Below are 25,671 nucleotides of genomic sequence, written 5' to 3'. Positions count from 1 at the left end.
GATTGCAGGCAGCGAGTTACGGCTTGTTGCTTCAGGCTTTTTTCTCGCGCGGCACCCGGCCCATCAGATAGAACTCGGGATTGGGCTGCATGCCCGCGAAGCTGGCCATCCGGTTGGATAGTCCGAAGAAGGCGGTAATGGCCGCAATGTCCCAGATATCCTCGTCGTCAAAACCGTGAGGGTACAAGGCTTCGTAGTCGGCATCGTCGATTTCGGCGCTGTGCAGACAGACCTTCATGGCAAAGTCCAACATGGCCCGCTCGCGCGGGCTGATGTCGGCCTTGCGGTAATTGACCGCTACCTGGTCGGCAATCAGCGGCTTTTTCTCATAGATGCGCAAGATGGCGCCATGAGCCACCACGCAATACAGGCACTGATTGGCAGCGCTGGTGGCGGTGACGATCATTTCGCGCTCGCCCTTGCTGAGACTGCCGTCCTCCTTGAGCATCAGCGCATCGTGGTAGGCAAAGAAGGCGCGCCACTCGGCCGGCCGGCGAGCAAAGGCCAGAAAAACATTGGGAATAAAGCCCGACTTTTGCTGTACCTCGGTGATGCGTTGCCTGATGTCTTCAGGCAGGCTGTTCAGATCGGGAAAGGGGTAGCGGCTTTTCATGGTGCTTGTCTCCTTTGGAGTTTTGCTGATATGTACCAACCATGACAAGCATGGCACGGGTGGGCGCTCCAAAGCTGTCGTTTGCGTTGCAGATGCTGCTATTGCTGCATTGGGCCTGTCAGGCTTTTCCTGTCAGATGCTGGCATCCATCAGATTCGACGTGGCCGGTGTGCCGGTGGCGATCAGCAGCAGGCCCAGGACAAGCAGCACGCAGCCCAGACTGCGATCTACCCAGGGGCGTATGGCTTGTACTTTGGGCTGGAGCACCGGGGCCGAGAAAAAACAGGCTACCAGCGCAAACCACAGCACGTGGGCCATGGCGATGAAAAGGCCGTAGGCCAACTGGGTGGGCATGGGCACGGCAGGGCCGACGATTTGCATGAACAGGCTGAGGATGAAGAGCGCTGTCTTGGGGTTGAGTGCATTGGTCAGAAAGCCCAGGATAAAAAGCGAGCGGCCTGGCGCATGGCCTTTTCGTGCATTGCGCTGGCCTGGTTCGGCACTGGATCGGGACTCTGGCCGATCGCCATTTGCACGGCTGGCGCCGCGCCAGAGACAAATTCCGAGCCATACCAGATAGGCTGCTCCCGCATATTTGAGCAGATTGAAAAGCCAGGGCAGGCGTTGCAGGACCATGCCCAGTCCCAGCAGGGTGTAGGCCACATGGATCAGAACGCCACAGCCAATGCCAAGCGCCACCCAGAGACCCGCACGGCGCGATTCCATCAGGCTGGTGCGGGTGACCATGGCGAAGTCGGCGCCAGGGCTGATGACGGCGAGAGAGGTAACGAGAATCACGGTGGGCCAGGCGTTCATACTGTATGTTGGTTGAGTTCAAATATCTGTTTGTGAGATGGTTCTGTTGCGCGAGAATGGCAAGCTGTGCTCTACAGCTTTGAACTCTAGGGCGGTCAGAGTTTTTTGAATAACGATGATTTCTCAAGAAAATAGTGATTCAAACTCACATATTTCTGCTGGCAGTCCACCACGGATGCCTTCGCTGGTCGCTTTGCGCTGTTTTGAAGCGGCAGCGCGGCTGGAGAGCTTCAGCCGCGCTGCCGATGAGCTGCACCTGACCCATGGAGCCATCAGCCGCGCGGTGCGCTCGGTGGAGGAAGAGTTGGGGGCGCAGTTGTTTGAGCGCCGCAATCGCCGTGTCTTTCTCAATGCTGCGGGGAGGCTTTTGTTCGAAGGGGTACATGCCGGCCTGGGCCAGATGGCACGTGCGGCCGAGGCGGTGCGGCAGCAGGTGGCAGGCAGGCCGCTGCTGCTGTCCTGCGAGCCCACGCTGCTGATGCGCTGGCTGATTCCGCGCTGGGGCGACTTCCAGGCGCGCTACCCGCAGCACACCGTGCATCTGGTAGCGGGCGGCGGTGCCGTGGAATGGGGGCGCGGCATCGATCTGGCCATTCGGCGCAACGACTTTGACTGGGGTCGCAATGTCCAAATGCAGCCCCTATGTGCAGAGCGCATGGGGCCGGTCTGCCGTCCTGACAGCCTGGCGCAGTTCTTTGCGTTGCAGCCCGATGGCGGTCTGGCGCTTCATGGCGACGCAACGCTGTTGCACAGCAAGACGCGTCCCAAGGCCTGGGAGGATTGGTGGAAAACCCGGCCAAATCGGTCTCCCACCCAGATCCGGCAGGCGCAAGCAGGCGGTGATCTGGTGCTTGAGCATTTCTACCTGAGCTTGCAGGCAGCAGCAGCGGGCCTGGGTGTAGCCATGGGCCCGCAACTGCTGGTGGAGGACGATATCGCCGCCGGTCGGCTGGTGGCTCCACTGGGCTTTGTGCCCGATGGCTCGCAATACTGCCTGCTGGCCGTACAGAGTTGGGGAGCGGGCTCGGTGCAGCAGCGTCTGGCCGACTGGATAGCGCAGCAGATGAAGAGTTGAGCGCAGACCGACGGGGCATAGGGTTCCGGGCCTGGGCATGCCCGCTTCTTGCCTGACAATGCGGTCTGTTGAAAGGCAATGGATACGCAATGAGCAACGACGCACAAACCACCGACTGGGCCGCCTGGAGCCGTGAGGCCGTTGAAATGGTGCAGGCCCGCAATGCACAGTGGCCCAAGGAATTTGGCTTGCAGGGCAGCCCCAGGTACCGCTGGGATCTCGACCGCGCCCTGCTGGCGCTGGAAGCTCCGCTGCATGAGGTGATTGCCACGGTCTGCCTGGTGGGAACCAGCAACGAGCAGGACGGCAGCTTCGTCTGGAGCTGGGCCAACGATGCCATTCCCAGGCAGCATGGCGAAGCGCTGGAAGTCGTGCATGAGTTCGGCCGACAGAACCAGCTGGCATTGCTGACCACGGCCCGGATTCCCGGCGGCCGCCCTGAGGCCATGGAGTGCCTGTGCATTGCCGCCCGCCTGCAGCGTGCCGTAGGTACCTTCATCGACCAGCAGGGCGATGTAACCCTGTACTTCACCTTGCTGCACCTGCAGGTGGCGGTCGAGCAGCAGCCGGCCAATTGAAAGCCGCTACAGGATTGTTGACAGAATGCGGGCGGGGCCGCCTATAGACTGGCACCCTCAAAAATCTGAAAAGGTCACCCCATGAAAACGATGTTTGCCTTGGCAGCAGCCATGTTTGTGCTGAGCGGCTGCGCTGTCTATGACAGCCGCGGCGGATATTACGACGATGGCTACAAAAAGCTTCACCCGCACGGCTGCCCGCCGGGCCAGGCCAAGAAAGGCAATTGCTGAAATTGCCAGCTCGGAAACCCGCCAAAGGCGGGTTTTTCTTTGCGATCTACAGCTCGTCCGGCTTGAGCCAGCCAATGCGGCCCTGACCGTTTTCATTGAGCGCGCTGACAAATTCGGCGGCGTCGGGCTCAGGCATCTGCAGCTTGAAGCTCACCAGACTGCCGTGTTCGACCTCCAGCAGCTCGGCACCCGCCGCATCGGCCATGCGCCGCACCAGGCCCTCCAGCGGATAGGGGGCGGTGCATTGCAGGGTCTGCATGCGCTGGATGGCGACTTTTTCAGCCTGCAGCAAGGCTTGAGCCACGGCATCGGTATAGGCGCGCACCAGTCCGCCTGCACCGAGCTTGACGCCACCAAAATAGCGCACCACGGTGGCCAGAACGCCTTCCAGATCCTGGTGGCGCAGCACGTCCAGCATGGGGCGACCGGCCGTGCCGCTGGGCTCGCCGTCATCCACGGCCGCCGATTGACCGCCGGCCAGCAAGGCCCAGCAGACATGGGCGGCCCCCGGGTGCTTGCGCCAGAGTGCGTCCACCACGGCCTGAGCGCTGGCCCTGTCCGTCATAGGCTGCACGCAGCCAATGAAGCGGCTTTTCTTGATGATCAGTTCACTGGAGACGGGAGCACGAAGAGTCTGAGGCATAGCTGCGGCAGCATAACCGCAAAGTCAGGGCAGGGCAGCCTGGGCCGAGGACAGCAGTTGTGACATATCCATGACATGACGACGTGGCTTGTGGGGATTGCTCGACAGTATGCTTAAGCCAATTCCTACAATTTCGGGGAGCCTCGAGCCTTAAGCTTTGGGCAAAGGAGGCCGTCATGAACAATCCGCATCCACAGTCCCTGAGCGAACATACTTTTGGCCGCGAACACTTCACGCCGCCTCCGCTGGCGCAGGAGCTGGCAGAGCCCCAGGGTTTGCAGGCTGCGGCGCCCGAAGATGAATGGGAGTTGCTGCAGCGCATACGCAATGTGGGCGAATGGTAGGCCCTGGCTGCATTTTCTGTCTAAAGCCAGACCGGTTGCTCCTGAAAGGGAGAGCCGGTTTTTCCTGTCCGCGGCCGCGCTGCAGCGGCGAAAATTGCAGCCCATGACTGCTTGCTCTGCGCCGTTTCCCGATTCCTCGCACTGGATGCTGCTGCCGGCTGCCGCCCAGGCCGCGCAGCTACCCGTGGCCCTGGCCGATGTGACGGCCATGATGGAAAGAGTGGGGCGCAGCAGCAGCGACGCCGTGGCCGAGCAGATCCTGCAACTGCTGGGGCGCCATGTGCCGCTGGCCCAATGCACGATCTTCTCCTTCCAGGGCATGGCCAGGCCTCGTGTGGTTGGCATGGGCGACCGGGCGCGCACGGGGGCGCTGCCCATGATCTCCCAGGATTACAGCGAGCGCTTCTATCCGCTCGATGGTTCACAGCGCGTGATGCGGGCCGAGCTGGCGCGCCTTGCCAGGGACCCGCATGCCAGGCCGCGCGTCTGGCTTCATCGCCAGGGGCCGCACGATGTGCAGCACCCCGAGTACCGCCATGTCTGCTATGAGCTGCCGCGCATTGCCGAGCGGCTGTCGCTGCTGATGCTGCAGGAAAACGCGCGCTGGCTTTCCGTGAACCTGTATCGAGGCGAGGAGCATGGCTGCTTCGACGCCGCAGCCATTGCCCGGATCGAGTCCTTTGCGCCCCTGGTCATGCAGGCCATGCGTCTGCATTACGCGGGGCAGACGCTGCAGGACGACCTGGTCGGGCTGGTGCTGGCGCGTCTGGCGCGGCGCTTCGAGCAACTGACGCCGCGCGATCTCGATGTGGTGCGCGCACTGGCCCAGGGCCTGGATGCCGATGCGCTGGCGCAGCGCCTGGGCATTACCGTCAGCAGCGCACGTACCTATGTCAAACGCGTCTGCGCCAAGCTGGGCGTGCAGGGGCAGCGCGAGCTGTTTGCGCTGCTGATGGAGCCTGCTGAAGCCGTCGATGGTCAACTTTGATAGCTGGTTGCGGTTTCCCTGTAAAGCCTGGAGGCTGATTCGACTTGAATATCGGTTGCTGGTCGGTATTGTCTCCATCTGGTGACATCGGCCACGAGCTGCTTTTCTACACTGCATTGCAAGCCAGACCGCAAAGGGGACGAAAGCGCAACGGTTTGATCACGACAGCGCCCCCAGGAGACAAGAACATGCACCAGCCATTTGCCGAGCCACGCAGCTCCATCTACTACCAGTACCAGGTGCACCAGCCCTGGCTTGCCTCCCGGAATCCGGGCGAGCAAAACCACCCCGTCGTCATCGTCGGCACCGGCCCCGTGGGCCTGACCACGGCGCTGGAGATTGCCCGCCACGGCCAGCGCTGTGTGGTGCTCGAGTCCGAGCTGCAGGTGTCCGAAGGCAGCCGGGCCATCGTGTTCACGCGCCGCTCCATGGAAATCCTGCAGCAGGTGGGCGTGGCCCAGCGTGTGACGGAGACCGGACTGCCCTGGTGCTACGGCAACAGCATCTACCGCGGCCAGCGTGTGTTTCGCATGGAAAACGCGCGTGCCGACGACGACCGCTTCTTTCCCATGATCAATCTGCAGCAGCAGTACCTGGAGGAATACCTGGTCGATGCAGTGCAGGCCAACCCGCTGATCGAGCTGCGCTGGGGCAATCGCGTGAACAAGGTCGAGCAAAAGGGCGAGCAGGTTTTGGTGGAGGTGGACACCCCTGAAGGCAGCTACGAGCTGCGGGCGGACTGGCTGGTGGCCTGCGACGGCGCGCGTTCGGGGATTCGCACGGCCATGAATCTATTGATGGAAGGCGCTTCCTACGAAGGCCGCTTCGTAATTGCGGACATCCGCATCGACCTGCCTTTGCCCACCGAGCGCCTCGCATTCTTCGATCCCTCATGGAACCCGGGCAACACCATCCTCATGCACCGCGAGCCGCATGGCATCTGGCGCGTGGACTACCAGCTGCCTGCTGGCGAAGATCCCGAGGATGCGCTCAGGCCCGAATCGCTGAAGGCGCGCATCGATGCGCAGTTGGAGATGATCGGCTTTGGCGGCACGCCCTGGGAGATGGACTGGAGCTCCGTCTACTCGGCCCGCGCGCTGACCCTGCCCGACTATGTGCATGGCCGCGTGATCTTTGCGGGCGACGCCGCCCATATGCTGCCCATCTTCGGCGTGCGCGGTGCCAACACCGGTTTTCAGGATGCCCAGGGCCTGGGCTGGCGTCTGGCGCTCGTCGCCAAGGGGGCGGCCAGCGCCGCGCTGCTGCAAAGCTACAGCAGCGAGCGCGTGGGTGCGGCCCGCGAGATCGTGGAGGAGGCCGGCAAGAGCACGCGTTTCATGGCACCGCCCAGCAGAGGCTTCAGGCTGCTGCGCGATGCCGTGCTGTCCCTGTCGCTGAGCCAGCCCTTTGTCGGCCCGCTCTACCACTGGCGCACCTCGCGCCCGCATGAGTACGGCAACTCGCCGCTCAACAGCATGGGCGACGACAATCTGCTGTTCAAGGCCGGCCCTGCCCATGGCGCGCCGCCTCTGAACGTGCGCTTTGCGCCGGACAGCTATCTGCTCGACCATCTGGGGGGCGGCTTCGATCTGCTGTATTTCACGAGCGGCAAGGCGATTGCCGCCGAACTGCAGGCGGTCGTGGCCGGGGTCAGAGCTCGCAGCATTGCTGTGCGCCTGATCGCCGTCAGCGGCCACGCTGCAAGCGCTATCGAAGGTGCCGATCTGGTACTTGATGACAGCGAAGGCCGCTGCCGCGCCCGCTATGGCGTGATGGCCGATGGCGCTGCCTATCTGCTGCGCCCCGATCAGCATGTCTGTGCGCGATGGATGGCACTGGACGCCAATCGTCTGCAAGCCGCATTCAAAGCAGCCTTGCCTGCCTGAGGAGAGATTCAAATGACGCAAACCCCTCTTGATATCGCCGGTCTGGAGACCGTGTACGACCAGCTGGCTGGCGCCATTGACGCCGTGGGCGCTGAAAAGTCCGAGCTGCTGCTGGTCAAGCTGGCGCTGCTGGCCGCCAACCAGCTCGGCGATGCCCGCCAGTTCGGCGAAATGATTGCGGCGGCCCGGCAAGATCTGTAATCAGCAGGCCTGTCCGTGGCCGTCACCCCGGCCCGCCCGGACCTGGTTCTGGCGGGTTTTCTGCGTGCCGATTTCCGGATTTCATAGCGGATAATCTATGCCTGCCAATAGTTTGAGATGGCTTTTCCATAAGTCGATATGGCTTGATATCCGACAAGGCCGCGCCACCGAATCGAGGCAGACTGGAGCCATTGCCACTGTAGGAGGATTGGCCCATGAGATTGCATCCCAGCACCTTGCTGCTATCTGCAGCCCTGAGCCTGAGTGGATTGAGTGCGGCTCCGGCACTGGCCAAGTCGGCTGCCGAATGGCTGGCCTTGACAGGTGCCGTGCAGATCGGCTTGAGTCAGGCCGTCGAAAAAGCCCAGGCCGTTGCTCCCGGAAAAGCGATCGATGTCGAGCTGGAAGAGGGCAAGAAAGGCGCTGCGCCTTATTACTCCGTCACCCTGATCTCCCCCGTGAATGAGGAGATCAAGCTGCGCGTTAATGCCAGCACGGGCGATGCAGCGGTGGAAGAGAACAAGGGCCGGGCCGAGGGAAAGCATGCCAAGCGTCTGGCCGACGCCCGGATCACGCTGGTGCAGGCCGTCGATGCCGCTATTGCCGCCTTGCCCGGCAAGCCGCTGGAGGCACAGCTGGATTCGGACTGGGGCAAGACCAGCTACAAGGTCAAGATGCTGCGCGCCGATCAGACGGTCATGAAGCTCAGGCTTGATCCTGCCACCGGCGCTGTGACGAGGCAGGAAAAGGACTGAGTCGGCGCGTTGTCTGGATTCTGGTGCTATGAAGAAGTGAGTATCTAGCGCTTGCATGTCAATGATCTACGGTGCTTTATGCATCAAGTTTCAATGAAGGCAAGCGCTGGACGCTATGAAGTTCAGAGTTCAACCCTGTTTCTGCAAGACCTTGCTCGTGCAAGGCTGAGGGCGGAAAAGTACACTGACGGGTTGTTTCTCCGAATAGGCCATGAGGCCATATAAAGCCCATCCACATGAACGCCCCGGTTGATGTTTCCTTTTTCCACCGCGATGCCAAGCCGCTGACCAGCTACAAGCCGTACTGGGCCAAGCGCTTCGGCCCGGCGCCGTTTCTGCCCATGAGCCGTGCGGAGATGGATCAGCTCGGCTGGGACAGCTGCGACATCATTCTGGTCACGGGCGACGCCTATGTGGATCACCCCAGCTTCGGCATGGCAGTCATCGGCCGGGTACTGGAAGCACAAGGCTTTCGCGTGGGCATCATCGCCCAGCCCGACTGGACCAGTGCCGAGGCCTTCAAGGCCCTGGGCAAGCCCAATCTGTTCTGGGGCGTGACGGCCGGCAACATGGACTCGATGATCAACCGTTACACGGCTGATCGCAAGATCCGCAGCGACGATGCCTATACCCCCGGCGATGTGGCCGGCAAGCGCCCCGATCGTGCGGCCATCGTCTACTGCCAGCGCTGCCGCGAGGCCTACAAGGATGTGCCGATCGTGCTGGGCGGCATCGAAGGCTCGCTGCGTCGCATTGCCCACTACGACTACTGGAGCGACAAGGTGCGTCGCTCCATCGTGGTGGACAGCAAGTGCGACATCCTGCTCTACGGCAATGCCGAACGTGCCCTGGTCGAAGTGGCCCACCGCATCGCGGCGCGCGAGCCGGTGGAGAAGATCACCGATGTGCGCGGCACTTCGTTCTTTCGCCGTGCTTCGGAGGAGGGCTGGTTCGAGGTCGATTCCACCACGGTGGACGAGCCCGGCGAGGTCGAGCCCCACATCAACCCCTATATGACGACCAGCGAGCAGGCCGAGGCCCAGGGCCAGAGCTGCTCCAAGGAAGATGCTGCGAAATCAGGCGCCGACAGCACAGCGGCGGCCTGTGGCGGCGGTGCAAATGATGCCAAATCCATGGCATCGGTGCAGCCGATTGCGGCCCAGCCTATCCAGTTCGTGCCCAACCTCTCGCTGCGCAGCAAGTCCAGGTTGCCTGCGCGCGAGCGCACCGTGCTGCGCCTGCCCAGCTACGAAGAAGTCAAGAGCGATCCGATTCTCTATGCCCACGCCAATCGCGTGCTGCACCTGGAAACCAACCCCGGCAATGCCCGTGCTCTGGTGCAGGCTCACGGCGAGGGGACCACAGCCCGCGATGTGTGGATGAATCCGCCGCCCATTCCTCTCACAACGGCCGAGATGGACTGGGTCTTCGGCCTGCCGTACGCGCGCAGCCCGCACCCTGCCTATGCCGACGAAAGCGGCAGCCATGAGGGCGCCACCAAGATTCCTGCCTGGGAGATGATTCGCACCTCGGTGAACATCATGCGCGGCTGTTTCGGCGGCTGCACCTTCTGCTCCATCACCGAGCACGAAGGCCGCATCATCCAGAGTCGTTCCGAAGATTCCATCATCCAGGAGCTCGAAGAGATCCGCGACAAGGTCAAGGGCTTTACCGGCACCATCTCCGACCTGGGCGGACCCACGGCCAATATGTACCGCCTGGGCTGCAAGAGTCCGCAGATCGAAGCGGCCTGCCGCAAGCCCAGCTGTGTCTTCCCCGGCATCTGCCAGAACCTGCACACCGACCATGGGCCGCTGATCAAGATCTACCGCCGCGCGCGCAAGCTGCCAGGCATCAAGAAGATTCTGATCGGCTCCGGCCTGCGCTACGACCTGGCCGTCAAGTCGCCCGAGTATGTCAAGGAGCTGGTCCAGCACCATGTGGGCGGCTATCTCAAGATCGCCCCGGAGCATACCGAGCAAGGCCCGCTGACCAAGATGATGAAGCCGGGCATCGGCAGCTATGACAAGTTCAAGCAGCTGTTCGAGAAGTTCAGCGAGGAAGCCGGCAAGAAGCAGTTCCTGATTCCCTACTTCATTGCCGCCCACCCTGGCACCAGTGATGAAGACATGATGAATCTGGCCATCTGGCTCAAGAAGAACGGCTTCCGTGCCGACCAGGTGCAGACCTTCTACCCGAGCCCCATGGCCACGGCTACCGCCATGTACCACAGCGGTCGCAACACGCTGACCAAGGTGCGCCGTCAGATGCGCGACGAGGGCGAGGAGCGCGTGGACATCGTGCGCGGTGAAAAGCGCCGTCGTCTGCACAAGGCTTTCCTGCGCTATCACGACCCGAACAACTGGCCACTGCTGCGCGAGGCGCTCAAGACCATGGGGCGTGCCGATCTGATCGGCAACGGCAAGCAGCATCTGATTCCGACCTTCCAGCCTCTGGTCGACGGCAGCTATCAGAGTGCCCGCAAGAAGAACAGTACCTCGTCCAAGAGTGGTGGCGGCATCGGCTACACCACCAACAAGGACGGCAAGGCCGTGGCCGTGCGACGCCGCAGCGAAGAGGCGAGTCTGGAGCCCAAGGGCGATGTGCGCTTTCGCAGCAGCCAGCCCCAGCCCGGCAAGATGCTGACCCAGCACACGGGTCTGCCGCCGCGTGCCGGTGTGACGGGCAAGGTCAGGCCTGGAGCCAGACCGGCCAAGTCTGCGGGCCAGGCTTCGCGCAAGCCGCGCTGATGGCAGCAGCCTGAGTGCAGCCTCAAAAGGAAACGACGCCTCAGGCGTCGTTTTTTGTTGCTGGCGTGCGCCGCTTTCAGCTGATTGCCAGTGCCCCGCACCACTGCGGCAGCTGGTTTTCCTGGGTGGAGGCAAAGTACTCGGTCGTCATGGGCTTGGGGCGGGCGATGGCGTAGCCCTGCACGTAATCCACGCCCATGGTCATGAGTTCCTCAGCGATCTCGCGGCTCTCGACGAACTCGGCGATGGTCTTTTTGCCCAGGGTCTGGCCGATGCGATTGATCATCTCCACCATGGCGTGGTCTCCCTTGTCCTTGAGCATGTCGCGCACAAAGCCGCCGTCGATCTTGAGGTAGTCGACGGGCAACTGCTTCAGATAGGTCAGTGACGACATGCCGACGCCGAAGTCGTCCAGGGCAAAACGGCAACCCAGGGCGCGCAGCGACTGAATCAGCCGTGTGGCATTGCTGAGGTTGCCAATGGCGCTGGTTTCGGTGATTTCGAAACATAGCTTTTGCGGCGCAATTCCGTGCTGCTGCAACTGCTCCTTCACAAATTCCAGCAGGCCATCGTCGTCCAGGCTGGGACCGGAGAGATTGATGGCGCAGGTTTCCACCAGCTTGGCGTGTCCGGGTCGCTGCGCCAGTGTCTGCAGGGCCCTGGTGATCACCCAGCGGTCAAGCGATGGCATCAGGCCGTAGCGCTCGGCGGCGGGTATGAAATGTCCGGGGGCCAGGATCTGGCCGCTTTCGTCCCGCAGACGCAGCAGGACTTCGAAGTGCATGCCGCTGTGCCGGCTGTTCTTGCGGGCCTGCAGCGGTGCAATGCTCTGGGCATACAGGCAGAAGCGGTCTTCGTCCATTGCGGTACGAATGCGCGTGGCCCATTCCATCTCGCTGACATAGCGGCTGTAGATTCCATCCTCGGCCTTGTAGAAGAAGACCTTGTTGCGCCCGCGCTCCTTGGCCTGATAGCAGGCCATATCGACCATGCGCAGCAGATCGGAGGCATTGACCGCATCGCCCGGAACATGCACGGCACCGATGGAAAAACCGGTGCGCAATATCTTCTCTCCCCAGGTAGTCTGCAGTTGCTGGGCTGCCAGACGCAGCTTCTCGGCAATGCTCGCGACGTTGGAAGGAGGGCAGTTCTCCAGCAGCACGGCAAACTCGTCACCACCCATGCGCGCCAGACAATCGGTTTCGCGCAGATTGGCCTGCAACATCCGAGAGACTTCACACAGCACTTCATCACCGGCGGCATGGCCACTGGTTTCGTTGATGAGCTTGAACTGGTCCAGGTCGATGTAGAGCAGGGCGTAGGGCTTGACCTGGTGCAGACCCTGGGTCAGCATCTTTTGCAGCCTTCGCTCGAATTCCCCGCGATTTTCCAGCCCCGTCAGCGTGTCATGGCGTGCATTCCAGGAGATCTGGTCCATGTACTGCTGCTCGCGCGACACATCGCGCAGCACGAAGACGGCCCCCGATGCCTGGCCATCGCGCTGCATGGCGGAGCCCAGTACCTTGACCGGCACGATGCTGTGGTCGGTGCGGCGAACCCAGTGCGTCTGTTCGTCGCGCACGACGGTGGTCTCCTTGGCGTCATTGACAAGCTGAGCGAGCATGCCGTCGCTGGTGATGGAGGAGTCCATGGTGTAGAACTGCAGCACCTGCTTGATGGGCTTGTCCAGATAGCTTTGCTTTTGCAGACCCAGCAGACCTATGGCGGCGGGGTTGACATAGTTGACCATGCCCTTGGCATTGGTGGTGATGACCGCATCGCTGAGCGCCGCCAGCGTGGTCTCCGCGCGCTCTTTTTCGCTGTTGAGGCCGTCTTGAACCTGCTCTCGCAGCTGGATCAGGCGCCAGGTATTCCAGATCCATAGACCGACCAGCCCGATAGCCAGTGCACCGTTGAGTGCGAGCAGCAGCCAGACAATGTTGCGTGAGCTTTTTCCCAGGGAGTCGCTGAATGCCTTGGTTAATGCCGTCACGCCCTGGTTGATCAGGTCGATTTCGCGCTTCCAGGTGGCAATGTTTTCGCGGCTGATGTTGCCGACTTCGTATCCTTGTCGGATTTCCTGGGCCAATGTATCGAGCTGATTCAGATATTCGTCACCCATCTTCCAGTACGCCACGGGCTCCTGCACCCAGCTGAAGTAGCGGAATGTGCGCAGCAGCCAGATGAGGGAGCTGACATCGTCGGGGTGGTTCTGGCCTTGCTCTATACCTTTGCGGGCCAGGTCCAGGCGCAGAGGCTTGTCGTAGAGGGCAACACGTGCTTCGGCATCGCCACGCGGCACCTGCAAGGCCCGCTGATAGTGGGCGAAATCGATCGGGTTGCCTTCATCCGCGTAGCGGGAAAGCGAGTAAATCGCATCTTTCTGGGCCTTGGACCACAGACTTTCTCCGTTGACAAAAGCTCGCACGGCGGAGAGCAGATAGAGGCTGCAACTGGCGCTGAGCATCAGGACCAGTGCCAGGAGCGCAAAAGCCCAGACGCGCTGCAGCAATTGTTGAGACTTCAGTGCGGGGCTCAAAGATGCCTTCATGACGCCTCATCCAGTAAATTGACTGTAAATGCATGAGTCCGGGCATCGACAAGGCAGACTGGTATGAAACAGCCAGGAGGCAATGTGCCTGCTGACAATCAGAACACCGTCGCGATGCCCGCTCTCATGGCCTGACCTTTCACGGCATTGCGTAGGAGGTATGTCAGATCACACGCAATTTGTATTTATTGGTAATTTTTGGCCTGTAGAAGTGAGTCTGGCGTCGGACAACTTCCTCTGTCCTCCCAAGACAGAGCGGTGTTTTCTGTGAGAAAGTGGGTAACCAGTCTGGCAGATTCAGTGCAGGTCTACGCAGTGCACCTGCGGCTGCTCCAGCAAGCCGGCCCTGCGGTCGGCAAAGAAGCGCTCCAGGGTGACCTTGACGGTGCGAAACGCGATTTCTTCCCAGGGAATGTCTGCCTCGGCAAACAACTGGGCCTCCATGGTCTCGGGGCCGGGGTAGAACTGCGTGCTTCTGAGGCGGGCCAGATAGAAGAGATGGACCTGCCCAACCTGGGGCACGTTGATGAGACTGAACAGCCTGCCCAGTTCAATGTCGGCTCCGGCTTCCTCGTCGGTTTCGCGCTGGGCCCCGCGGCTGGTGGTTTCGGCCAGTTCCATAAAGCCTGCAGGCAGCGTCCATTTGCCGCGGCGCGGCTCGATATTGCGCTTGCACAGCAGCACGCGGCCGTCGTCCGTTACGGGCAGGGTGCCGACCACATTGAGCGGGTTTTCATAGTGAATGGTGTGGCAGGCTGGGCAAACGGCACGTTCGCGAGTATCCCCATCGTCAGGAACGCGGTAGGTGACTGCGGTGCCGCAATTGCGGCAGAACTTGATGGGGCTGCGAAAAATCATTCCGCAACTATAAGCAAATCAGGCCGCTAGCGCAGGTACAACATGTGCAAACAGCTATGAAAAAGGGAGTCACACCTTGATTGCGGCATGACTCCCCGAGTACCTGGCCGGCGCTAACTGCCTGTACGCCAAGGATTTTCAGGCGAGCTGGATCTTGATGGATTCAAGTCCGCTGACTGCGCCCTCCAGCACATCGCCCTTGACCACGGCGGCCACTCCCTCGGGGGTGCCGGTCATGATCAGATCGCCGGGCTGAAGCTCCCAGGCGCTGGAGAGATGTTCAATGGTTTCGGCGATATTCCAGATCAACTTGTGGATGTGGCTGCGCTGGCGATAGTCGCCATTGACCTGCAGTGAAATCTCGGCGTTGACGATGTCTGCCGCCTGATCGGCCGGCGTGATGGGCCCTATGGGGGCAGATTGCTCGAAAGCCTTGCCGATACACCAGGGGCGGCCTTGCTTCTTCATGTCGTTTTGCAGGTCGCGACGTGTCATGTCCAGACCCACGGCATAGCCGTAGATGTACTGCTGTGCATCGGCTGCCTTGATGTTCTTGCCGACCTTGCCGATGGCAACGACCAGCTCGATCTCATGATGCAGATTCTGGGTCAGCGTGGGATAGGCCACAGTGGTGGTGCTGCCGGCTTCCACTGCCACGGTCGCGTCCGCAGGCTTCATGAAGAAGAACGGCGGTTCGCGGCCGGTAAAGCCCATTTCCTTGGCGTGATCCTCATAGTTGCGGCCCACGCAGTAGATGCGGTGAATGGGAAAGCGCTCGCCGCGGCCCACAACAGGCAGGCTGGCAACGGCAGGGGGATTGAACACGTAACTCATGAGGTCCTCGGCAGGAACAGGCGCTGAAATCAGCAATGGTTGATGTGGCAGGCAGTGTGCCACGATGCGGCAGCGCCGACGGCACGCCGCACGACGGCTTTTACGTATTCCGGACCTAGGGAAAATGCCAGCACGCGCGGCTCGCGCTATGCTGCTCGCATCATGAAGCTGCATACCTATTTCCGTTCTTCCGCCTCTTACCGTGTGCGCATTGCGCTGCAACTAAAGGGGCTTTCCTATGACTCCGTGCCTGTGCATTTGGTGCGCGGCGAGCAAAAGGCTGCGGCCTATGCCTCCCATGTGGGCGACGCTCTGGTGCCCGCAGTGGTGACGGATGAGGGGCACTGGCTCACACAGTCCATGGCCATCATCGAATATCTCGATGAGACCCATGCTCAAACACCATTGCTGCCCAGAGATGCTCTGGGCCGTGCCCATGTGCGTGCGTTGGCACAGATGGTGGCTTGCGAGATCCATCCGCTCAACAATCTGCGCGTGCTCAAGTACCTGGTGCACCAAATGGGGGTCAGCGACGAAGCCAAGAATGGCTGGTACGCGCACTGGGTGCGTTCGGGCCTCGAAGCCTTCGAGCGTCAGCTGGCGCTGCTGGATGCCGAACGCAAGGCCTCAGGTCTGTCGCCTTCGACGTTTTGCTGGGGCGACACCCCCACGCTGGCCGAATGCTGCCTCGTGCCGCAGATCTACAACGCCCAGCGCTTCAATGTGAATCTCGATGCGCTGCCGCGCCTGATGGGCGTGGTCGAGCGCTGCAACGCCTTGCCGGCTTTCCAGCAGGCCCATCCCTCGGCCTGTCCGGATGCAGAGTGAAGAGGGCGCCATGAGCGAGACCTGTCGGCCGGGTCCACCGGAGCTGTGGCCCGACTCCTGGCTGGTCCCCGACTGGCCGGCTCTGCCCGGCGTGCATGCCATCTGCACCTCGCGCGAGGGCGGCGTCAGTCAGGCACCCTGGGGCAGCATGAACCTGGGCGACCACGTGAGCGACAACCCCGCTCACGTGCGCCGCAACCGCGAGCTGTTCAACGCGTTGCTGCAGGCCCGCACCCCCGGTGCCTGCACGGCGTTCCTGCAGCAGGTGCATGGCGTGGACGTGCTGACGCTGGATGCAGGCAATGTGATGGAGTCCAATGGTGCAGCCTTCGACGCCTGCGTGACCGGCGATGCAGGCGTGGTCTGCACCATCATGGTGGCGGACTGTCTGCCCGTGTTGCTGGCCCATGATTCGGGGCTGGTCGTGGGGGCGGCCCATGCTGGCTGGCGCGGTCTGGCCGGCATGCCGCCCGGCAGGCAGCAGTCCGAGGGGCCGTTGCCCGGCGGTGTGCTGGAGATGCTCTTCGAGTCCTTTTCCCGGAAAGTTCAGGCGCAGCAATCGCTTTCAGCGACCGACACGGAGCCGTCCCGCATTGCCGCTCGCACCCAGGCCTGGCTGGGCCCGTGCATAGGCTCAGAGTCCTTCGAAGTGGGGGCCGAGGTGCGCGATATCTTCATGGCGCATGACGCAGATGCGGCACGGCACTTTGTGCCTGTACCGGGCAGCAGCACCAAATATCTGGCCGATCTGGCGCAACTGGCACGCCAGCGGCTTGCTGCATTGGGCATTGCTGCAGTCTTCGGTAACGATGGCAGCCTCCCCTGGTGCACAGTCAGCAATGCGTCACGTTTCTTCTCGCACCGGCGTGACGCCGCCCGTCTGGGCGGCAGCGGGCGGCTGGCTGCCAGCATCTGGCGCGACGCCTGAGCCGGGGCTGGGGGGCGCGTGTCCTGCAGCTAGTGCTTCCTGTTCCTGTCGGGCTTTGAGGCGGCGCTTTCTGGCCGGCGTGCCCAGTATGTAGAGCACGATGGAAAGCGGCAGCAGACCGTAGAGCACAAAGGTGAAAAATGCACCCAGCAGGGTGCCGCCGGGGCTGGCAGCCTCGGCGATCGTCATCATCACGACAACGTACATCCAGGCGATGGCGATAAGGTACATGGTGTTTCTGTAATGGGCCAGAAAGCATGCTGGCTCCGGGTTGTTTTGTGTCAAAACAGCTTCATAACGGCGAAATGAAGCTGCTTCTTGTCGGAACTGCCTGGCGCATAGGTGACAATGCCGCCGTGTGAGCCGTATTGCAGATTCCGCAAGCGTCCCTAGACCCTGAGATCGCCGGTCGCTTGCCTTGACTAGGATGTAAGCATGAATTTTGACCCGAGCTGGGGCCAGGCTGGCCAATCCATTCAACAATTCTGGCAGGAGCAGTGGAGCAAGAGCCTCCAGACGCTTCAGCAGATGCAGTCCGGTGCACCCATGGGGCTCAGCGCCATGCCGGGTCTGGGAGCAGCACCCAACCCTTGGGCCGGAATCATGGACGCCATGCAATCGGCCATGCCCCAGATGGCAACGGGTCCGGCTCAAGCGGTTCAGTTCGATGCTGCCAAACTGCAGGGGTTGCAGCAGGAATACCTGCAGTCAGTGCAGTCGTTGGCAGATGGCAAGCAGATTCAGGCCCTGCTGTCCAGGGACAAGCGCTTTGCCAAGCCCGAGTGGAGCGCCAATCCCGTTGCATCGATGGCCGCAGCCAACTACCTGCTGGGCAGTCGCATGCTGACCGGCATGGCCGAAGCGGTGCAGGGCGATGAGAAAACACGCAATCGCGTGCGCTTTGCGGTCGAGCAATGGGTGGCAGCCATGGCGCCCAGCAATTTTCTGGCGCTGAACGCCGATGCGCTCAGCAAGGTTGTTGAAACCAAGGGCGAGAGCCTGGCTCAGGGCATTGCCAATCTGCTGGCCGACATGCGCCAGGGTCATGTCTCCATGACCGACGAAAGCCTGTTCACCGTTGGAAAGAACGTGGCGACCACCGAGGGCGCGGTGGTTTTCGAGAACGAACTGTTCCAGCTCATCGAATACAAGCCGCTGACTGCCAAGGTATTCGAGAAGCCTTTTCTGATGGTGCCGCCGTGCATCAACAAGTTCTACATTCTGGACTTGCAGCCGGACAACTCCGTCATTCGCTATGCCGTCAGCCAGGGGCATCGCACCTTTGTGGTCAGTTGGCGCAATCCCGACGAAAGCCAGGCTCACAAGAGCTGGGATGACTACATCGAAGATGGCGTACTCAAGGCAGTGAGCACGGTTCAGGATATCTGCGAGGCGCCGCAGATCAATGTGCTGGGTTTCTGCGTGGGCGGCACCATGCTATCCACTGCCATGGCAGTGCTGGCAGCACGCCATGCCCGCGAGCATGGACAGGCGCAAGCTGCCAAGCCCCGCAGCCGCGCTGCGGCTGCAAAGACAGGCAGCAAAACTGCTGCGGCCAAGGTGGAGGCCCATGTTTTTCCCGTCGCCAGCATGACGCTGCTGACCACATTGATCGACTTCCGCGACACAGGCATTCTGGACATCTTCATCGATGAAAACATGGTGCGTCTGCGCGAGATGCAAATGGGCAAAGGCGGGCTGATGAAGGGCCAGGACATGGCATCCACCTTCAGCTTTCTGCGCCCGAACGATCTGGTCTGGAACTATGTGGTGGGCAACTACCTCATGGGCGAGACGCCGCCGCCATTCGATCTGCTTTACTGGAACAGCGACTCCACCAATCTGCCCGGCCCGTTCTACGCCTGGTATCTGCGCAATCTCTACCTCGAGAACAATCTGATCAAGCCCGGCGTGCTGACCGTGTGCGGCGAGAAGATCGACATGAGCCAGCTCAAGATGCCGGTCTATATCTACGGCTCGCGTGAGGACCACATCGTTCCTGTCGCGGCGGCCTATGCCTCGTCGCAGGTACTGGGCGGTGAGCGTCGTTTCGTGATGGGTGCCTCCGGCCATATCGCCGGCGTCATCAACCCGCCGGCAAAGAACAAGCGTAGCCATTGGCTGCGTGAGGATGGCGAATTTCCGGGTGCGTTCAACGATTGGCTGGCCGAGGCCACGGAGTATCCGGGCAGTTGGTGGACGGACTGGAGTGCCTGGCTGGGCAGCCATGCAGGCAAGCAGCTTGCGGCTCCCAAGAGCTATGGCCGTGCACGTGCCTATGAGGCCATCGAAGATGCACCGGGTCGCTACGTTCTGTCAAAAGCCTGAGCGAGGCCTGAGGCACAATCAGTTCCATATTGCGGTGCAGCAAGCAAGGCTTGCACCGTGATAGGAAGCGGCGGGTGGCACGATGAACAGGATGCGACCCGCACGCATGCATCACTTGTAAGAAACCTAGAAAGGTTCGTCAGCAATGGAAGACATCGTTATCGTTTCCGCCGTACGTACGGCGGTCGGCAAGTTCGGCGGCTCTCTGGCCAAGATTCCTGCAACCCAGCTGGGTGCGACCGTGATTTCCGAGGCTCTGGCCCGTGCCAAGGTGGGCAAGGATCAGGTCGGTGAAGTCATCATGGGTCAGGTGCTGACGGCGGCGGCCGGACAGAATCCTGCGCGTCAGGCCATGATGGCAGCCGGCATTGCCAAGGAGACACCTGCGCTGACGATCAATGCCGTCTGCGGCTCCGGCCTGAAGGCCGTGATGCTGGCGGCTCAGGCCGTGGCAACCGGCGACAGTGAAATCGTGGTCGCCGGGGGCCAGGAAAACATGAGCCTGTCGCCCCATGCCGTGCCCAATTCGCGCGACGGTCAGCGCATGGGTGACTGGAAGATGGTGGACACCATGATCGTGGACGGTCTGTGGGATGTCTACAACCAGTACCACATGGGCATCACTGCCGAGAACGTGGCCAAGGAAAAGAACGTCAGCCGCGCGCAGCAGGATGCGCTGGCGCTGGCCAGCCAGCAAAAGGCTGCGGCCGCGCAGGATGCGGGCAAGTTCAAGGACGAAATCGTTCCAGTGAGCATTCCCCAGCGCAAGGGTGACCCCATCGTGTTCGACAGCGACGAATACGTCAACCGCAAGACCAATGCCGATGTGCTGGCCACCCTCAAGCCCGCTTTCGACAAGGCAGGCTCGGTGACGGCTGGCAATGCCTCGGGTCTGAACGACGGCGCAGCGGCCGTGGTGGTGATGACGGCGGCCAAGGCCAAGGCTCTGGGCCTCAAGCCTCTGGCCAAGATCGTGTCTTATGCCACCAGCGGCCTGGCCCCCGAGGTCATGGGTCTGGGTCCTGTCTATGCCACGCGCAAGGCGCTGGATCGCGCCGGCTGGAAGGCGGCCGATGTGGACCTGTTCGAACTCAACGAAGCCTTTGCCGCACAGGCCTGCGCGGTGAATCAGGATCTGGGCATTGACACTGCCAAGGTCAACGTCAACGGCGGTGCCATTGCCATCGGTCACCCCATTGGTGCATCGGGCTGCCGCATTCTGGTGACGCTGCTGCATGAAATGCAGCGCAGCGGTGCCAAGAAGGGCCTGGCCGGCTTGTGCATCGGCGGTGGCATGGGTGTTGCTATGGCTGTGGAAGCCTGCTGAGGCTTCAGGATTGCAGACTGCTCCGGTGCTCCTGAAGATCGGTGCAGTCTGGGAAGCCCGCTGATGCCAGCCTCCCGTCGACCCTAGGGAAGATCACGAGGTAAACCACGGCGAAAGCGGGTTCATTGGGACCTACTCGATTGCATACTGGCATGGCCAGCGTGCAAGGTGTGTGGCGTTCAAAACGATAAGCAATTTCTAAGAATTCTTATCGTTGATAGTGTGATCGTGAAATAACCATTGATTGACAGGAGAGATGAATGGGTCAGAAAGTAGCGTACGTCACGGGGGGCATGGGCGGTATTGGTACCGCAATCTGCCAGCGTTTGCATAAGGATGGCTTCAAGGTGATCGCGGGTTGCGGACCATCGCGCGACTACCGCAAGTGGCTGGACGAGCAGGCGCAATTGGGTTACACGTTTTATGCCTCGGTTGGCAATGTGGGGGATTGGGAATCCACCGTCGAAGCCTTCAACCAGACCAAGGCAGAGCACGGCAACATCGATGTGCTGGTGAACAACGCGGGTATCACCCGCGACCGCATGTTCGTCAAGATGACGCCGGACGACTGGAAGTCGGTCATCGAAACCAACCTCAACTCCATGTTCAACGTCACCAAGCAGGTGGTGGCAGACATGGTGGAAAAGGGCTGGGGCCGAATCATCAACATCAGCTCGGTCAACGGCGCCAAGGGCCAGGCCGGTCAGACCAACTACTCGGCTGCCAAGGCAGGCATGCATGGCTTCACCATGGCGTTGGCGCAAGAGCTGGCCGCCAAGGGTGTGACCGTGAATACAGTCAGCCCTGGCTACATCGGCACCGATATGGTCAAGGCCATTCGCCCCGATGTGCTCGAGAAGATCGTGGCGGGCGTGCCCGTCAAGCGTCTGGGTGAGCCTGCGGAGATTGCCTCCATCATCTCCTGGCTGGCTTCGGAAGAGGGCAGCTATTCCACAGGTGCGGACTTTGCCGTCAACGGCGGCCTGCACATGCATTAAGCCTTTTCAGGCTTCGGCAAAAGGAGCTTCGGCTCCTTTTTTCATGCCTGTGGCGCTTCACTCTGCGAGCCTATGGGCAAGAAACGGCAGGCCCTCAAATGACAAGACCCGCAGAGATCATTCATGCGGGTCTTGAGTTTTTGTGCCGCTTCGCAAGCGGCTGATTGAGCGCGGGGCAGTGAGGCTTGTGGGTTCTTTGGCCTATCAGTGCCGACTGCCCGGGCACCTGGCTGCAACGCACTGTGCTTTGGTCTGCACAGTGCTGCGCGGCGAGCGCTTAGCGCTTGCGATCGCGTTCGTCTTCGGGCCAGATGGACATGATGTTCGTGGTTTGCATGGGAATCTCTCCTGTATGTCTGTTTAACGTCTGACGGATTCAGCTCGTTGACAGCTTTTTGGAAATTTTTTACCTGTTCTTTTATCCAGTGACAGTCAGGCTGCAAATGCGGGGACACGCTTGCGATCGCGTTCGTCCCAGGGCCAAGCCATCAGAGACATAGCTGCTGCGGCTTGTGCGGGCTGGGCTTTGGCGGTGTCGGTAACAGTGGTGGTCATCGCAGTTCACTCCTTTGCGTGTTCAACGCCTGGCCTGAACTGCAGGTTGACAAGAAGCTGAATCAACAGCGCAAGAAAATGCAACTCACGTTTGCTGATGTTGTCAGCAACTGCTGCACCTGTTCAAAATGAATAGCGCCCTGCCAAGGCGGGGCGATGGCAGGGCTTGCTTTACGGTCTCAGCAGGTTTCGATGGACAGGGCTTCGATCTGCTCCGAAAGCTCCAGCCAGCGCTCCTCCAATTGATCGATTTCAGCGTTGACGGTACTCAACTGCTTGCCGGCTTCCACGATATCGCCACCGGACAGACCGGGCGTGGCCAGCTTTTCTTCCAGCGCGCTGCGCTGGGCATTGAGCTTGGGCAGCGTCTTGTCGATCTGCTCCAGCTCCTTCTTGAAGGGCTTGGTCTTCTCGGCCAGTTGCTGACGAGCCGCTGCTGCGAGGCGGCGGGCCTCCTTGGGGTCGGCCACGCTGTCGCTGAATGCTTCCGCTTTAGGAGCATCCGGCGCTTTTTGCGCAAAGGCTTCAGGCAGATTTGGCTTGATTTCTTCCAGAGTTTGCACCCTTGGCGTGCTAGCGGCCTGCTGTTCGGCATTGCGTGCTTCTTCACGCAGGCGCTTGGACTCTTCCAGCAGATAGCGCTGGTAATCGTCCAGGTCGCCATCGAACGGGCCGACAACGCCGCGGCCCACCATCCAGAAGTCTTCACACACGGCGCGCAGCAGGTGGCGGTCGTGGGAGACCAGCATCACGGTACCGTCAAAGTCGTTGAGCGCCATGGCCAGCGCTTCGCGGGTGGCCAGGTCCAGGTGGTTGGTAGGCTCGTCCAGCAGCAGCAGATTGGGGCGTTGCCAGACGATCATGGCCAGCACCAGGCGGGCTTTTTCGCCGCCGCTCATGCTGCCTACAGACTGTTTGACCATGTCGCCGCTGAAGTTGAAAGTGCCGAGCCAGTTGCGCAAGTCCTGTTCGCGGCTGGCGGCAGGTGCGGCAGCGCCGAGTTCCTTGGCCAGACGGATCATATGCTCCAGCGGGTTTTCGCCGGGGCGCAGCACGTCCAGCTCCTGCTGGGCAAAGTAGCCGATATTGAGGCCCTTGCCTTCGGTCACGGTACCGGCCAGTGCCTTCATTTCGCGCGCAATGGTCTTGACCAGGGTCGATTTACCCTGGCCGTTGGCTCCCAGAATGCCGATGCGCTGGCCTGCCAGCACGGAACGGTTGACGCCCCGCAAGATGGTGGTCTGCTTGCCGTCTTCGTCTTCATAGCCGAAGCTGGCATCGGTAATCGCCAGCATCGGGTTGGGCAGATTGGCGGGTTCCTTGAATTCAAAGGTGAACTCGGCTTCGGCCAGCACCGGTCCGATCTTTTCCATGCGCTCCAGCTGCTTGACCCGGCTTTGTGCCTGCTTGGCCTTGCTGGCCTTGGCTTTGAAGCGGTCGATGAACTTCTGCAGGTGAGCCATTTTTTCCTGCTGCTTGGCAAAGCTGGCTGCTTGCAATTCCAGCTGCTGGGCGCGCAGCTCTTCAAAGCGCGAGTAGTTGCCGCCGTAGCGGTTGATCTGCCCGCCCTGAATCTGCAGTGTGACGTTGGTGATGGCGTCCAGAAATTCGCGGTCATGGCTGATGACGATCATCGTGCCGCTATAGCGCTTGAGCCAGGCCTCCAGCCAGACCAGGGCATCCAGGTCCAAGTGGTTGGTGGGTTCGTCCAGCAGCAGCAGATCGCTGGGAGCCATCAGTGCACGAGCCAGTTGCAGACGCATGCGCCAGCCGCCCGAGAAGCTGTTGACGGGGTGATCCAGCTCGGACACCTTGAAGCCCAGGCCCAGAATCAGGGCTTGCGCGCGCGATTCGGCATCATGTGCACCGGCATCGGCCAGATCCACATAGGCCTGAGCGATCTCCATGCCGTCGCCGGAGGCTTCGGCGGCAGCCAGCTGGGCGTTCAGCTCGGCCAGGCGCGTGTCGCCATCCAGTACGAACCGGGTGGCAGATTCGTCGGTTTCCGGCATGTGCTGGGCCACCTGTGCCATGCGCCACTGAGGAGGGATGAAAAAATCACCGCCGTCTTCGCTGATGCTGCCATTGAGCAGGGCAAACAGGCTGGACTTGCCGGCACCGTTGCGGCCGACAAGGCCGACGGACTCTCCCGGGTTGATGGTGGTGCTGACTTGGTCGAGCAGGACTTTGGTGCCGCGGCGCAGCGTGATGTTCTTGAGACTGATCATGACTGGGGCCGATTATCCGCGAATGCCCGCAGACCCATGAGCTTGCGGGATTGATCAGGCGGCAGTGGCGCACTGGTCACGGCGGCTCGGTCGGAGTCCTCACACCGCTTGGAGGCCTATGCGCTTCATCATGGTTTCGGTGAATTTCAGCTCAAGCTCGAACGCCAGGCCGCGGCCTAGCTCGCCAATCAGCTGCGCCACGGGCACGCGCACCGCGTTCAGATGAATATCGCCGGTGTGCGACTGCCCGGCCATGGTCTTGTAGCTGCTGACCACTTCCACGCCGGGTACGGCCAGATCCACGAAGAAGGCGCTGATCTCCCGTTCGGCGCACGCCATGGGCGCGATGGACTGCTCCATCTGAACAGGCGTGGCCTTGCGCACCAGAGAGCCGATACGCGGCGGGCCGCTGAGCTCGCCCAGCACATGCGGCGCGAACGGCGAACCGCTGGCATAGATGGCTTCCTTGATCAGCGCCTGGTCCAGCACCGAGAGCTCTTCGCCGCCCATGGCACTGGGCAGCCTCATGCCGTAGAAGCCCAGCTCGCGCGAACGCTTTGTGCGCGAAAGCTCTAGGCATGTTCCGCCGTGGTGACGATGAGGGCTGCATCGCTGTTGTCGGCTATCTCGATCACCTCACGGGATGAAAGGCGGGCGTTGAACGGCGCCTTGACCAGGCCGGCCTTGTAGCAGGCCAGCTCGATTTCGACGATTTCGGCGCAGTTGGGAAGGTAGATGCCCACGCGGTCGCCACGATGCAGACCCTGAGCCAGCAAGGCATTGGCAAGGCGGTTGCTGCGCTGCTCCAGCGCGGCATAGCTGAGGTACTTGCTGGCGCTGGTTACCGCAAGGTGGCCGGCGTACATACGGCAGCAGCGCGCAACGAGTGCACCGACATGGGATATAGGGGCGCCCGGCATAGGGGCGCCCGGCGTAGGGGCCGTGGGTAAAGCAGTGGTCATGGGCAAATCCTTGATGAAGCTGCGCCGCACTGACCGATCCTTCCGGCCCCATGGGTAGGCGCTGCAGGCGTTCGCACATGGCGTCAGCATCGGAGAGCAGGCGGCGCGCATCCTCATACAGCTGGGTACCTGCGGGCGTGGCCGTGACTCCTGCATGGCTGCGCTCCAGCAACTGGACGCCGAGCTCTGACTCCAGCTTCTTGATCTGCGCCGTCAGTGCCGGCTGGGCCACATAGAGCGAATGGGCCGCCCGCGAGATCGAACCGGCCTCCAGCACGCAGATCCATGGTTGCCACTCGAAAAATCAGCTTGATAGCCGGTAAGAAAGCCTGTAGAAGGCTATTTGAAGAATTGTTAGTCTCCTGTAATGTCGGTGTAATCTGACATGGCGTAA

The 25,671-nt window shown here is 61.4% G+C and carries 23 protein-coding genes and 3 pseudogenes; 14 read left to right on the top strand and 12 right to left on the bottom strand.

Features of this window, described 5'->3' with window-relative positions; genetic code table 11:
- Nucleotides 1-31: 31 nt before the first annotated feature.
- Both NOX35_RS13660 and NOX35_RS13655 read right to left on the bottom strand, forming a co-directional pair.
- The gene (locus tag NOX35_RS13660) at nucleotides 32-613 is read right to left on the bottom strand and encodes a peroxidase-related enzyme (protein ID WP_182282855.1); all 582 of its coding nucleotides are present in this window, start codon (nucleotides 611-613) and stop codon (nucleotides 32-34) included.
- Between the two features lie 132 nt (nucleotides 614-745).
- Entirely contained in the window at nucleotides 746-1,429 is a 684-nt protein-coding gene (locus NOX35_RS13655; RefSeq protein ID WP_256493598.1) for a LysE family translocator, read from the bottom strand.
- Between the two features lie 175 nt (nucleotides 1,430-1,604).
- On the opposite strand from NOX35_RS13655, the gene NOX35_RS13650 reads away from it, so the two are divergent.
- From NOX35_RS13650 to NOX35_RS13640, 3 genes are all read left to right on the top strand, one after another.
- Nucleotides 1,605-2,504: a LysR substrate-binding domain-containing protein gene (locus NOX35_RS13650; protein ID WP_182282853.1), complete on the top strand. Its 900-nt coding sequence runs from the start codon at nucleotides 1,605-1,607 to the stop codon at nucleotides 2,502-2,504.
- Between the two features lie 89 nt (nucleotides 2,505-2,593).
- Nucleotides 2,594-3,082 (top strand): DUF6882 domain-containing protein, encoded by a 489-nt coding sequence (locus NOX35_RS13645; protein ID WP_256493596.1) that lies wholly within the window; start codon nucleotides 2,594-2,596, stop codon nucleotides 3,080-3,082.
- 81 nt (nucleotides 3,083-3,163) lie between these two features.
- Nucleotides 3,164-3,313, top strand: coding sequence for a hypothetical protein (locus NOX35_RS13640; protein ID WP_256493595.1), 150 nt, complete (start codon nucleotides 3,164-3,166; stop codon nucleotides 3,311-3,313).
- 46 nt (nucleotides 3,314-3,359) lie between these two features.
- On the opposite strand, the gene NOX35_RS13635 is transcribed toward NOX35_RS13640, so the two are convergent.
- Nucleotides 3,360-3,956 (bottom strand): YigZ family protein, encoded by a 597-nt coding sequence (locus NOX35_RS13635; RefSeq protein WP_256493594.1) that lies wholly within the window; start codon nucleotides 3,954-3,956, stop codon nucleotides 3,360-3,362.
- A gap of 176 nt (nucleotides 3,957-4,132) precedes the next feature.
- On the opposite strand from NOX35_RS13635, the gene NOX35_RS13630 reads away from it, so the two are divergent.
- From NOX35_RS13630 to NOX35_RS13605, 6 genes are all read left to right on the top strand, one after another.
- A complete protein-coding gene (locus tag NOX35_RS13630) occupies nucleotides 4,133-4,300 on the top strand; it encodes a hypothetical protein (RefSeq protein WP_182282850.1) in 168 nt (55 codons plus the stop codon).
- Between the two features lie 103 nt (nucleotides 4,301-4,403).
- Nucleotides 4,404-5,288: a helix-turn-helix transcriptional regulator gene (locus NOX35_RS13625; protein WP_182282849.1), complete on the top strand. Its 885-nt coding sequence runs from the start codon at nucleotides 4,404-4,406 to the stop codon at nucleotides 5,286-5,288.
- 188 nt (nucleotides 5,289-5,476) lie between these two features.
- Nucleotides 5,477-7,174 carry an FAD-dependent monooxygenase gene (locus NOX35_RS13620; protein ID WP_256493592.1) on the top strand — a complete coding sequence of 566 codons (1,698 nt, stop codon included), beginning with the start codon at nucleotides 5,477-5,479 and terminating at the stop codon, nucleotides 7,172-7,174.
- A gap of 12 nt (nucleotides 7,175-7,186) precedes the next feature.
- A complete protein-coding gene (locus NOX35_RS13615; protein WP_182282847.1) occupies nucleotides 7,187-7,375 on the top strand; it encodes a DUF2783 domain-containing protein in 189 nt (62 codons plus the stop codon).
- A gap of 215 nt (nucleotides 7,376-7,590) precedes the next feature.
- A complete protein-coding gene (locus tag NOX35_RS13610; protein WP_182282846.1) occupies nucleotides 7,591-8,130 on the top strand; it encodes a PepSY domain-containing protein in 540 nt (179 codons plus the stop codon).
- 236 nt (nucleotides 8,131-8,366) lie between these two features.
- Nucleotides 8,367-10,880 carry a YgiQ family radical SAM protein gene (locus tag NOX35_RS13605; protein ID WP_182282845.1) on the top strand — a complete coding sequence of 838 codons (2,514 nt, stop codon included), beginning with the start codon at nucleotides 8,367-8,369 and terminating at the stop codon, nucleotides 10,878-10,880.
- Between the two features lie 76 nt (nucleotides 10,881-10,956).
- Here the strand turns inward: NOX35_RS13605 and NOX35_RS13600 are convergent, their stop codons facing one another.
- From NOX35_RS13600 to NOX35_RS13590, 3 genes are all read right to left on the bottom strand, one after another.
- Complete coding sequence (locus NOX35_RS13600) at nucleotides 10,957-13,431, bottom strand: bifunctional diguanylate cyclase/phosphodiesterase (RefSeq protein WP_256493591.1); 2,475 nt, start codon at nucleotides 13,429-13,431, stop codon at nucleotides 10,957-10,959.
- 297 nt (nucleotides 13,432-13,728) lie between these two features.
- Nucleotides 13,729-14,289 (bottom strand): NUDIX hydrolase, encoded by a 561-nt coding sequence (locus tag NOX35_RS13595; protein WP_182282843.1) that lies wholly within the window; start codon nucleotides 14,287-14,289, stop codon nucleotides 13,729-13,731.
- 138 nt (nucleotides 14,290-14,427) lie between these two features.
- Nucleotides 14,428-15,123: a fumarylacetoacetate hydrolase family protein gene (locus tag NOX35_RS13590; protein WP_256493590.1), complete on the bottom strand. Its 696-nt coding sequence runs from the start codon at nucleotides 15,121-15,123 to the stop codon at nucleotides 14,428-14,430.
- Nucleotides 15,124-15,285: 162 nt separating this feature from the next.
- Here NOX35_RS13590 and maiA point away from each other — a divergent pair, with 162 nt between their 5' ends.
- Both maiA and NOX35_RS13580 read left to right on the top strand, forming a co-directional pair.
- Complete coding sequence (gene maiA, locus NOX35_RS13585) at nucleotides 15,286-15,951, top strand: maleylacetoacetate isomerase (protein ID WP_182287204.1); 666 nt, start codon at nucleotides 15,286-15,288, stop codon at nucleotides 15,949-15,951.
- A gap of 10 nt (nucleotides 15,952-15,961) precedes the next feature.
- On the top strand, nucleotides 15,962-16,879 hold the full coding sequence (locus NOX35_RS13580; protein ID WP_256493589.1) for a polyphenol oxidase family protein: 918 nt from the start codon (nucleotides 15,962-15,964) through the stop codon (nucleotides 16,877-16,879).
- Here the strand turns inward: NOX35_RS13580 and NOX35_RS13575 are convergent.
- Nucleotides 16,796-17,110: a hypothetical protein gene (locus NOX35_RS13575; protein ID WP_256493588.1), complete on the bottom strand. Its 315-nt coding sequence runs from the start codon at nucleotides 17,108-17,110 to the stop codon at nucleotides 16,796-16,798. The genes NOX35_RS13580 and NOX35_RS13575 overlap by 84 nt on opposite strands.
- Before the next feature lie 204 nt (nucleotides 17,111-17,314).
- On the opposite strand from NOX35_RS13575, the gene NOX35_RS13570 reads away from it, so the two are divergent.
- The 3 genes from NOX35_RS13570 to phbB all read left to right on the top strand — a co-directional run bounded on the left by NOX35_RS13570 (nucleotide 17,315) and on the right by phbB (nucleotide 21,532).
- Nucleotides 17,315-19,207 (top strand): alpha/beta hydrolase, encoded by a 1,893-nt coding sequence (locus NOX35_RS13570; RefSeq protein WP_256493587.1) that lies wholly within the window; start codon nucleotides 17,315-17,317, stop codon nucleotides 19,205-19,207.
- A gap of 145 nt (nucleotides 19,208-19,352) precedes the next feature.
- The gene (locus NOX35_RS13565) at nucleotides 19,353-20,534 is read left to right on the top strand and encodes an acetyl-CoA C-acetyltransferase (protein WP_003064978.1); all 1,182 of its coding nucleotides are present in this window, start codon (nucleotides 19,353-19,355) and stop codon (nucleotides 20,532-20,534) included.
- Nucleotides 20,535-20,794: 260 nt separating this feature from the next.
- Nucleotides 20,795-21,532, top strand: coding sequence for an acetoacetyl-CoA reductase (gene phbB, locus NOX35_RS13560; protein WP_003064980.1), 738 nt, complete (start codon nucleotides 20,795-20,797; stop codon nucleotides 21,530-21,532).
- A gap of 432 nt (nucleotides 21,533-21,964) precedes the next feature.
- Here the strand turns inward: phbB and NOX35_RS13555 are convergent, their stop codons facing one another.
- From NOX35_RS13555 to NOX35_RS13535, 5 genes and pseudogenes are all read right to left on the bottom strand, one after another.
- Nucleotides 21,965-22,087: a hypothetical protein gene (locus NOX35_RS13555; RefSeq protein WP_256493583.1), complete on the bottom strand. Its 123-nt coding sequence runs from the start codon at nucleotides 22,085-22,087 to the stop codon at nucleotides 21,965-21,967.
- Nucleotides 22,088-22,266: 179 nt separating this feature from the next.
- Nucleotides 22,267-24,315 carry an ABC-F family ATP-binding cassette domain-containing protein gene (locus tag NOX35_RS13550; RefSeq protein WP_182282838.1) on the bottom strand — a complete coding sequence of 683 codons (2,049 nt, stop codon included), beginning with the start codon at nucleotides 24,313-24,315 and terminating at the stop codon, nucleotides 22,267-22,269.
- Nucleotides 24,316-24,414: 99 nt separating this feature from the next.
- Nucleotides 24,415-24,909 (bottom strand): annotated as a pseudogene (locus NOX35_RS13545) (hypothetical protein); the annotation flags it as partial.
- Nucleotides 24,891-25,277 (bottom strand): annotated as a pseudogene (locus tag NOX35_RS13540) (AMP-binding protein); the annotation flags it as partial. The pseudogenes NOX35_RS13545 and NOX35_RS13540, both read right to left, overlap by 19 nt.
- Nucleotides 25,278-25,299: 22 nt before the next feature.
- Nucleotides 25,300-25,560, bottom strand: a pseudogene (locus tag NOX35_RS13535) (LysR family transcriptional regulator); the annotation flags it as partial.
- Nucleotides 25,561-25,671 lie beyond the last annotated feature (111 nt).

The sequence above is a fragment of the Comamonas sp. C11 genome, from assembly GCF_024496285.1.
Lineage (GTDB): Bacteria > Pseudomonadota > Gammaproteobacteria > Burkholderiales > Burkholderiaceae_C > Comamonas > Comamonas testosteroni_F.
Note: the sequence above shows the minus strand (reverse complement) of the source record. Positions and strands in the feature narration are given on the sequence as shown.

Bases quoted from the DNA above. Each gene is read 5' to 3' on its own strand.
- NOX35_RS13600 (WP_256493591.1), bottom strand. From the start codon at position 13,431: ATGAAGGCATCTTTGAGCCCCGCACTGAAGTCTCAACAATTGCTGCAG.
- NOX35_RS13610 (WP_182282846.1), top strand. From the start codon at position 7,591: ATGAGATTGCATCCCAGCACCTTGCTGCTATCTGCAGCCCTGAGCCTG.
- NOX35_RS13650 (WP_182282853.1), top strand. From the start codon at position 1,605: ATGCCTTCGCTGGTCGCTTTGCGCTGTTTTGAAGCGGCAGCGCGGCTG.
- NOX35_RS13640 (WP_256493595.1), top strand. From the start codon at position 3,164: ATGAAAACGATGTTTGCCTTGGCAGCAGCCATGTTTGTGCTGAGCGGC.
- NOX35_RS13615 (WP_182282847.1), top strand. From the start codon at position 7,187: ATGACGCAAACCCCTCTTGATATCGCCGGTCTGGAGACCGTGTACGAC.
- maiA (WP_182287204.1), top strand. From the start codon at position 15,286: ATGAAGCTGCATACCTATTTCCGTTCTTCCGCCTCTTACCGTGTGCGC.
- NOX35_RS13660 (WP_182282855.1), bottom strand. From the start codon at position 613: ATGAAAAGCCGCTACCCCTTTCCCGATCTGAACAGCCTGCCTGAAGAC.
- NOX35_RS13570 (WP_256493587.1), top strand. From the start codon at position 17,315: ATGAATTTTGACCCGAGCTGGGGCCAGGCTGGCCAATCCATTCAACAA.
- NOX35_RS13645 (WP_256493596.1), top strand. From the start codon at position 2,594: ATGAGCAACGACGCACAAACCACCGACTGGGCCGCCTGGAGCCGTGAG.
- NOX35_RS13550 (WP_182282838.1), bottom strand. From the start codon at position 24,315: ATGATCAGTCTCAAGAACATCACGCTGCGCCGCGGCACCAAAGTCCTG.
- NOX35_RS13595 (WP_182282843.1), bottom strand. From the start codon at position 14,289: ATGATTTTTCGCAGCCCCATCAAGTTCTGCCGCAATTGCGGCACCGCA.
- NOX35_RS13590 (WP_256493590.1), bottom strand. From the start codon at position 15,123: ATGAGTTACGTGTTCAATCCCCCTGCCGTTGCCAGCCTGCCTGTTGTG.
- phbB (WP_003064980.1), top strand. From the start codon at position 20,795: ATGGGTCAGAAAGTAGCGTACGTCACGGGGGGCATGGGCGGTATTGGT.
- NOX35_RS13620 (WP_256493592.1), top strand. From the start codon at position 5,477: ATGCACCAGCCATTTGCCGAGCCACGCAGCTCCATCTACTACCAGTAC.
- NOX35_RS13625 (WP_182282849.1), top strand. From the start codon at position 4,404: ATGACTGCTTGCTCTGCGCCGTTTCCCGATTCCTCGCACTGGATGCTG.
- NOX35_RS13575 (WP_256493588.1), bottom strand. From the start codon at position 17,110: ATGTACCTTATCGCCATCGCCTGGATGTACGTTGTCGTGATGATGACG.
- NOX35_RS13580 (WP_256493589.1), top strand. From the start codon at position 15,962: ATGAGCGAGACCTGTCGGCCGGGTCCACCGGAGCTGTGGCCCGACTCC.
- NOX35_RS13655 (WP_256493598.1), bottom strand. From the start codon at position 1,429: ATGAACGCCTGGCCCACCGTGATTCTCGTTACCTCTCTCGCCGTCATC.
- NOX35_RS13565 (WP_003064978.1), top strand. From the start codon at position 19,353: ATGGAAGACATCGTTATCGTTTCCGCCGTACGTACGGCGGTCGGCAAG.
- NOX35_RS13605 (WP_182282845.1), top strand. From the start codon at position 8,367: ATGAACGCCCCGGTTGATGTTTCCTTTTTCCACCGCGATGCCAAGCCG.
- NOX35_RS13555 (WP_256493583.1), bottom strand. From the start codon at position 22,087: ATGACCACCACTGTTACCGACACCGCCAAAGCCCAGCCCGCACAAGCC.
- NOX35_RS13635 (WP_256493594.1), bottom strand. From the start codon at position 3,956: ATGCCTCAGACTCTTCGTGCTCCCGTCTCCAGTGAACTGATCATCAAG.
- NOX35_RS13630 (WP_182282850.1), top strand. From the start codon at position 4,133: ATGAACAATCCGCATCCACAGTCCCTGAGCGAACATACTTTTGGCCGC.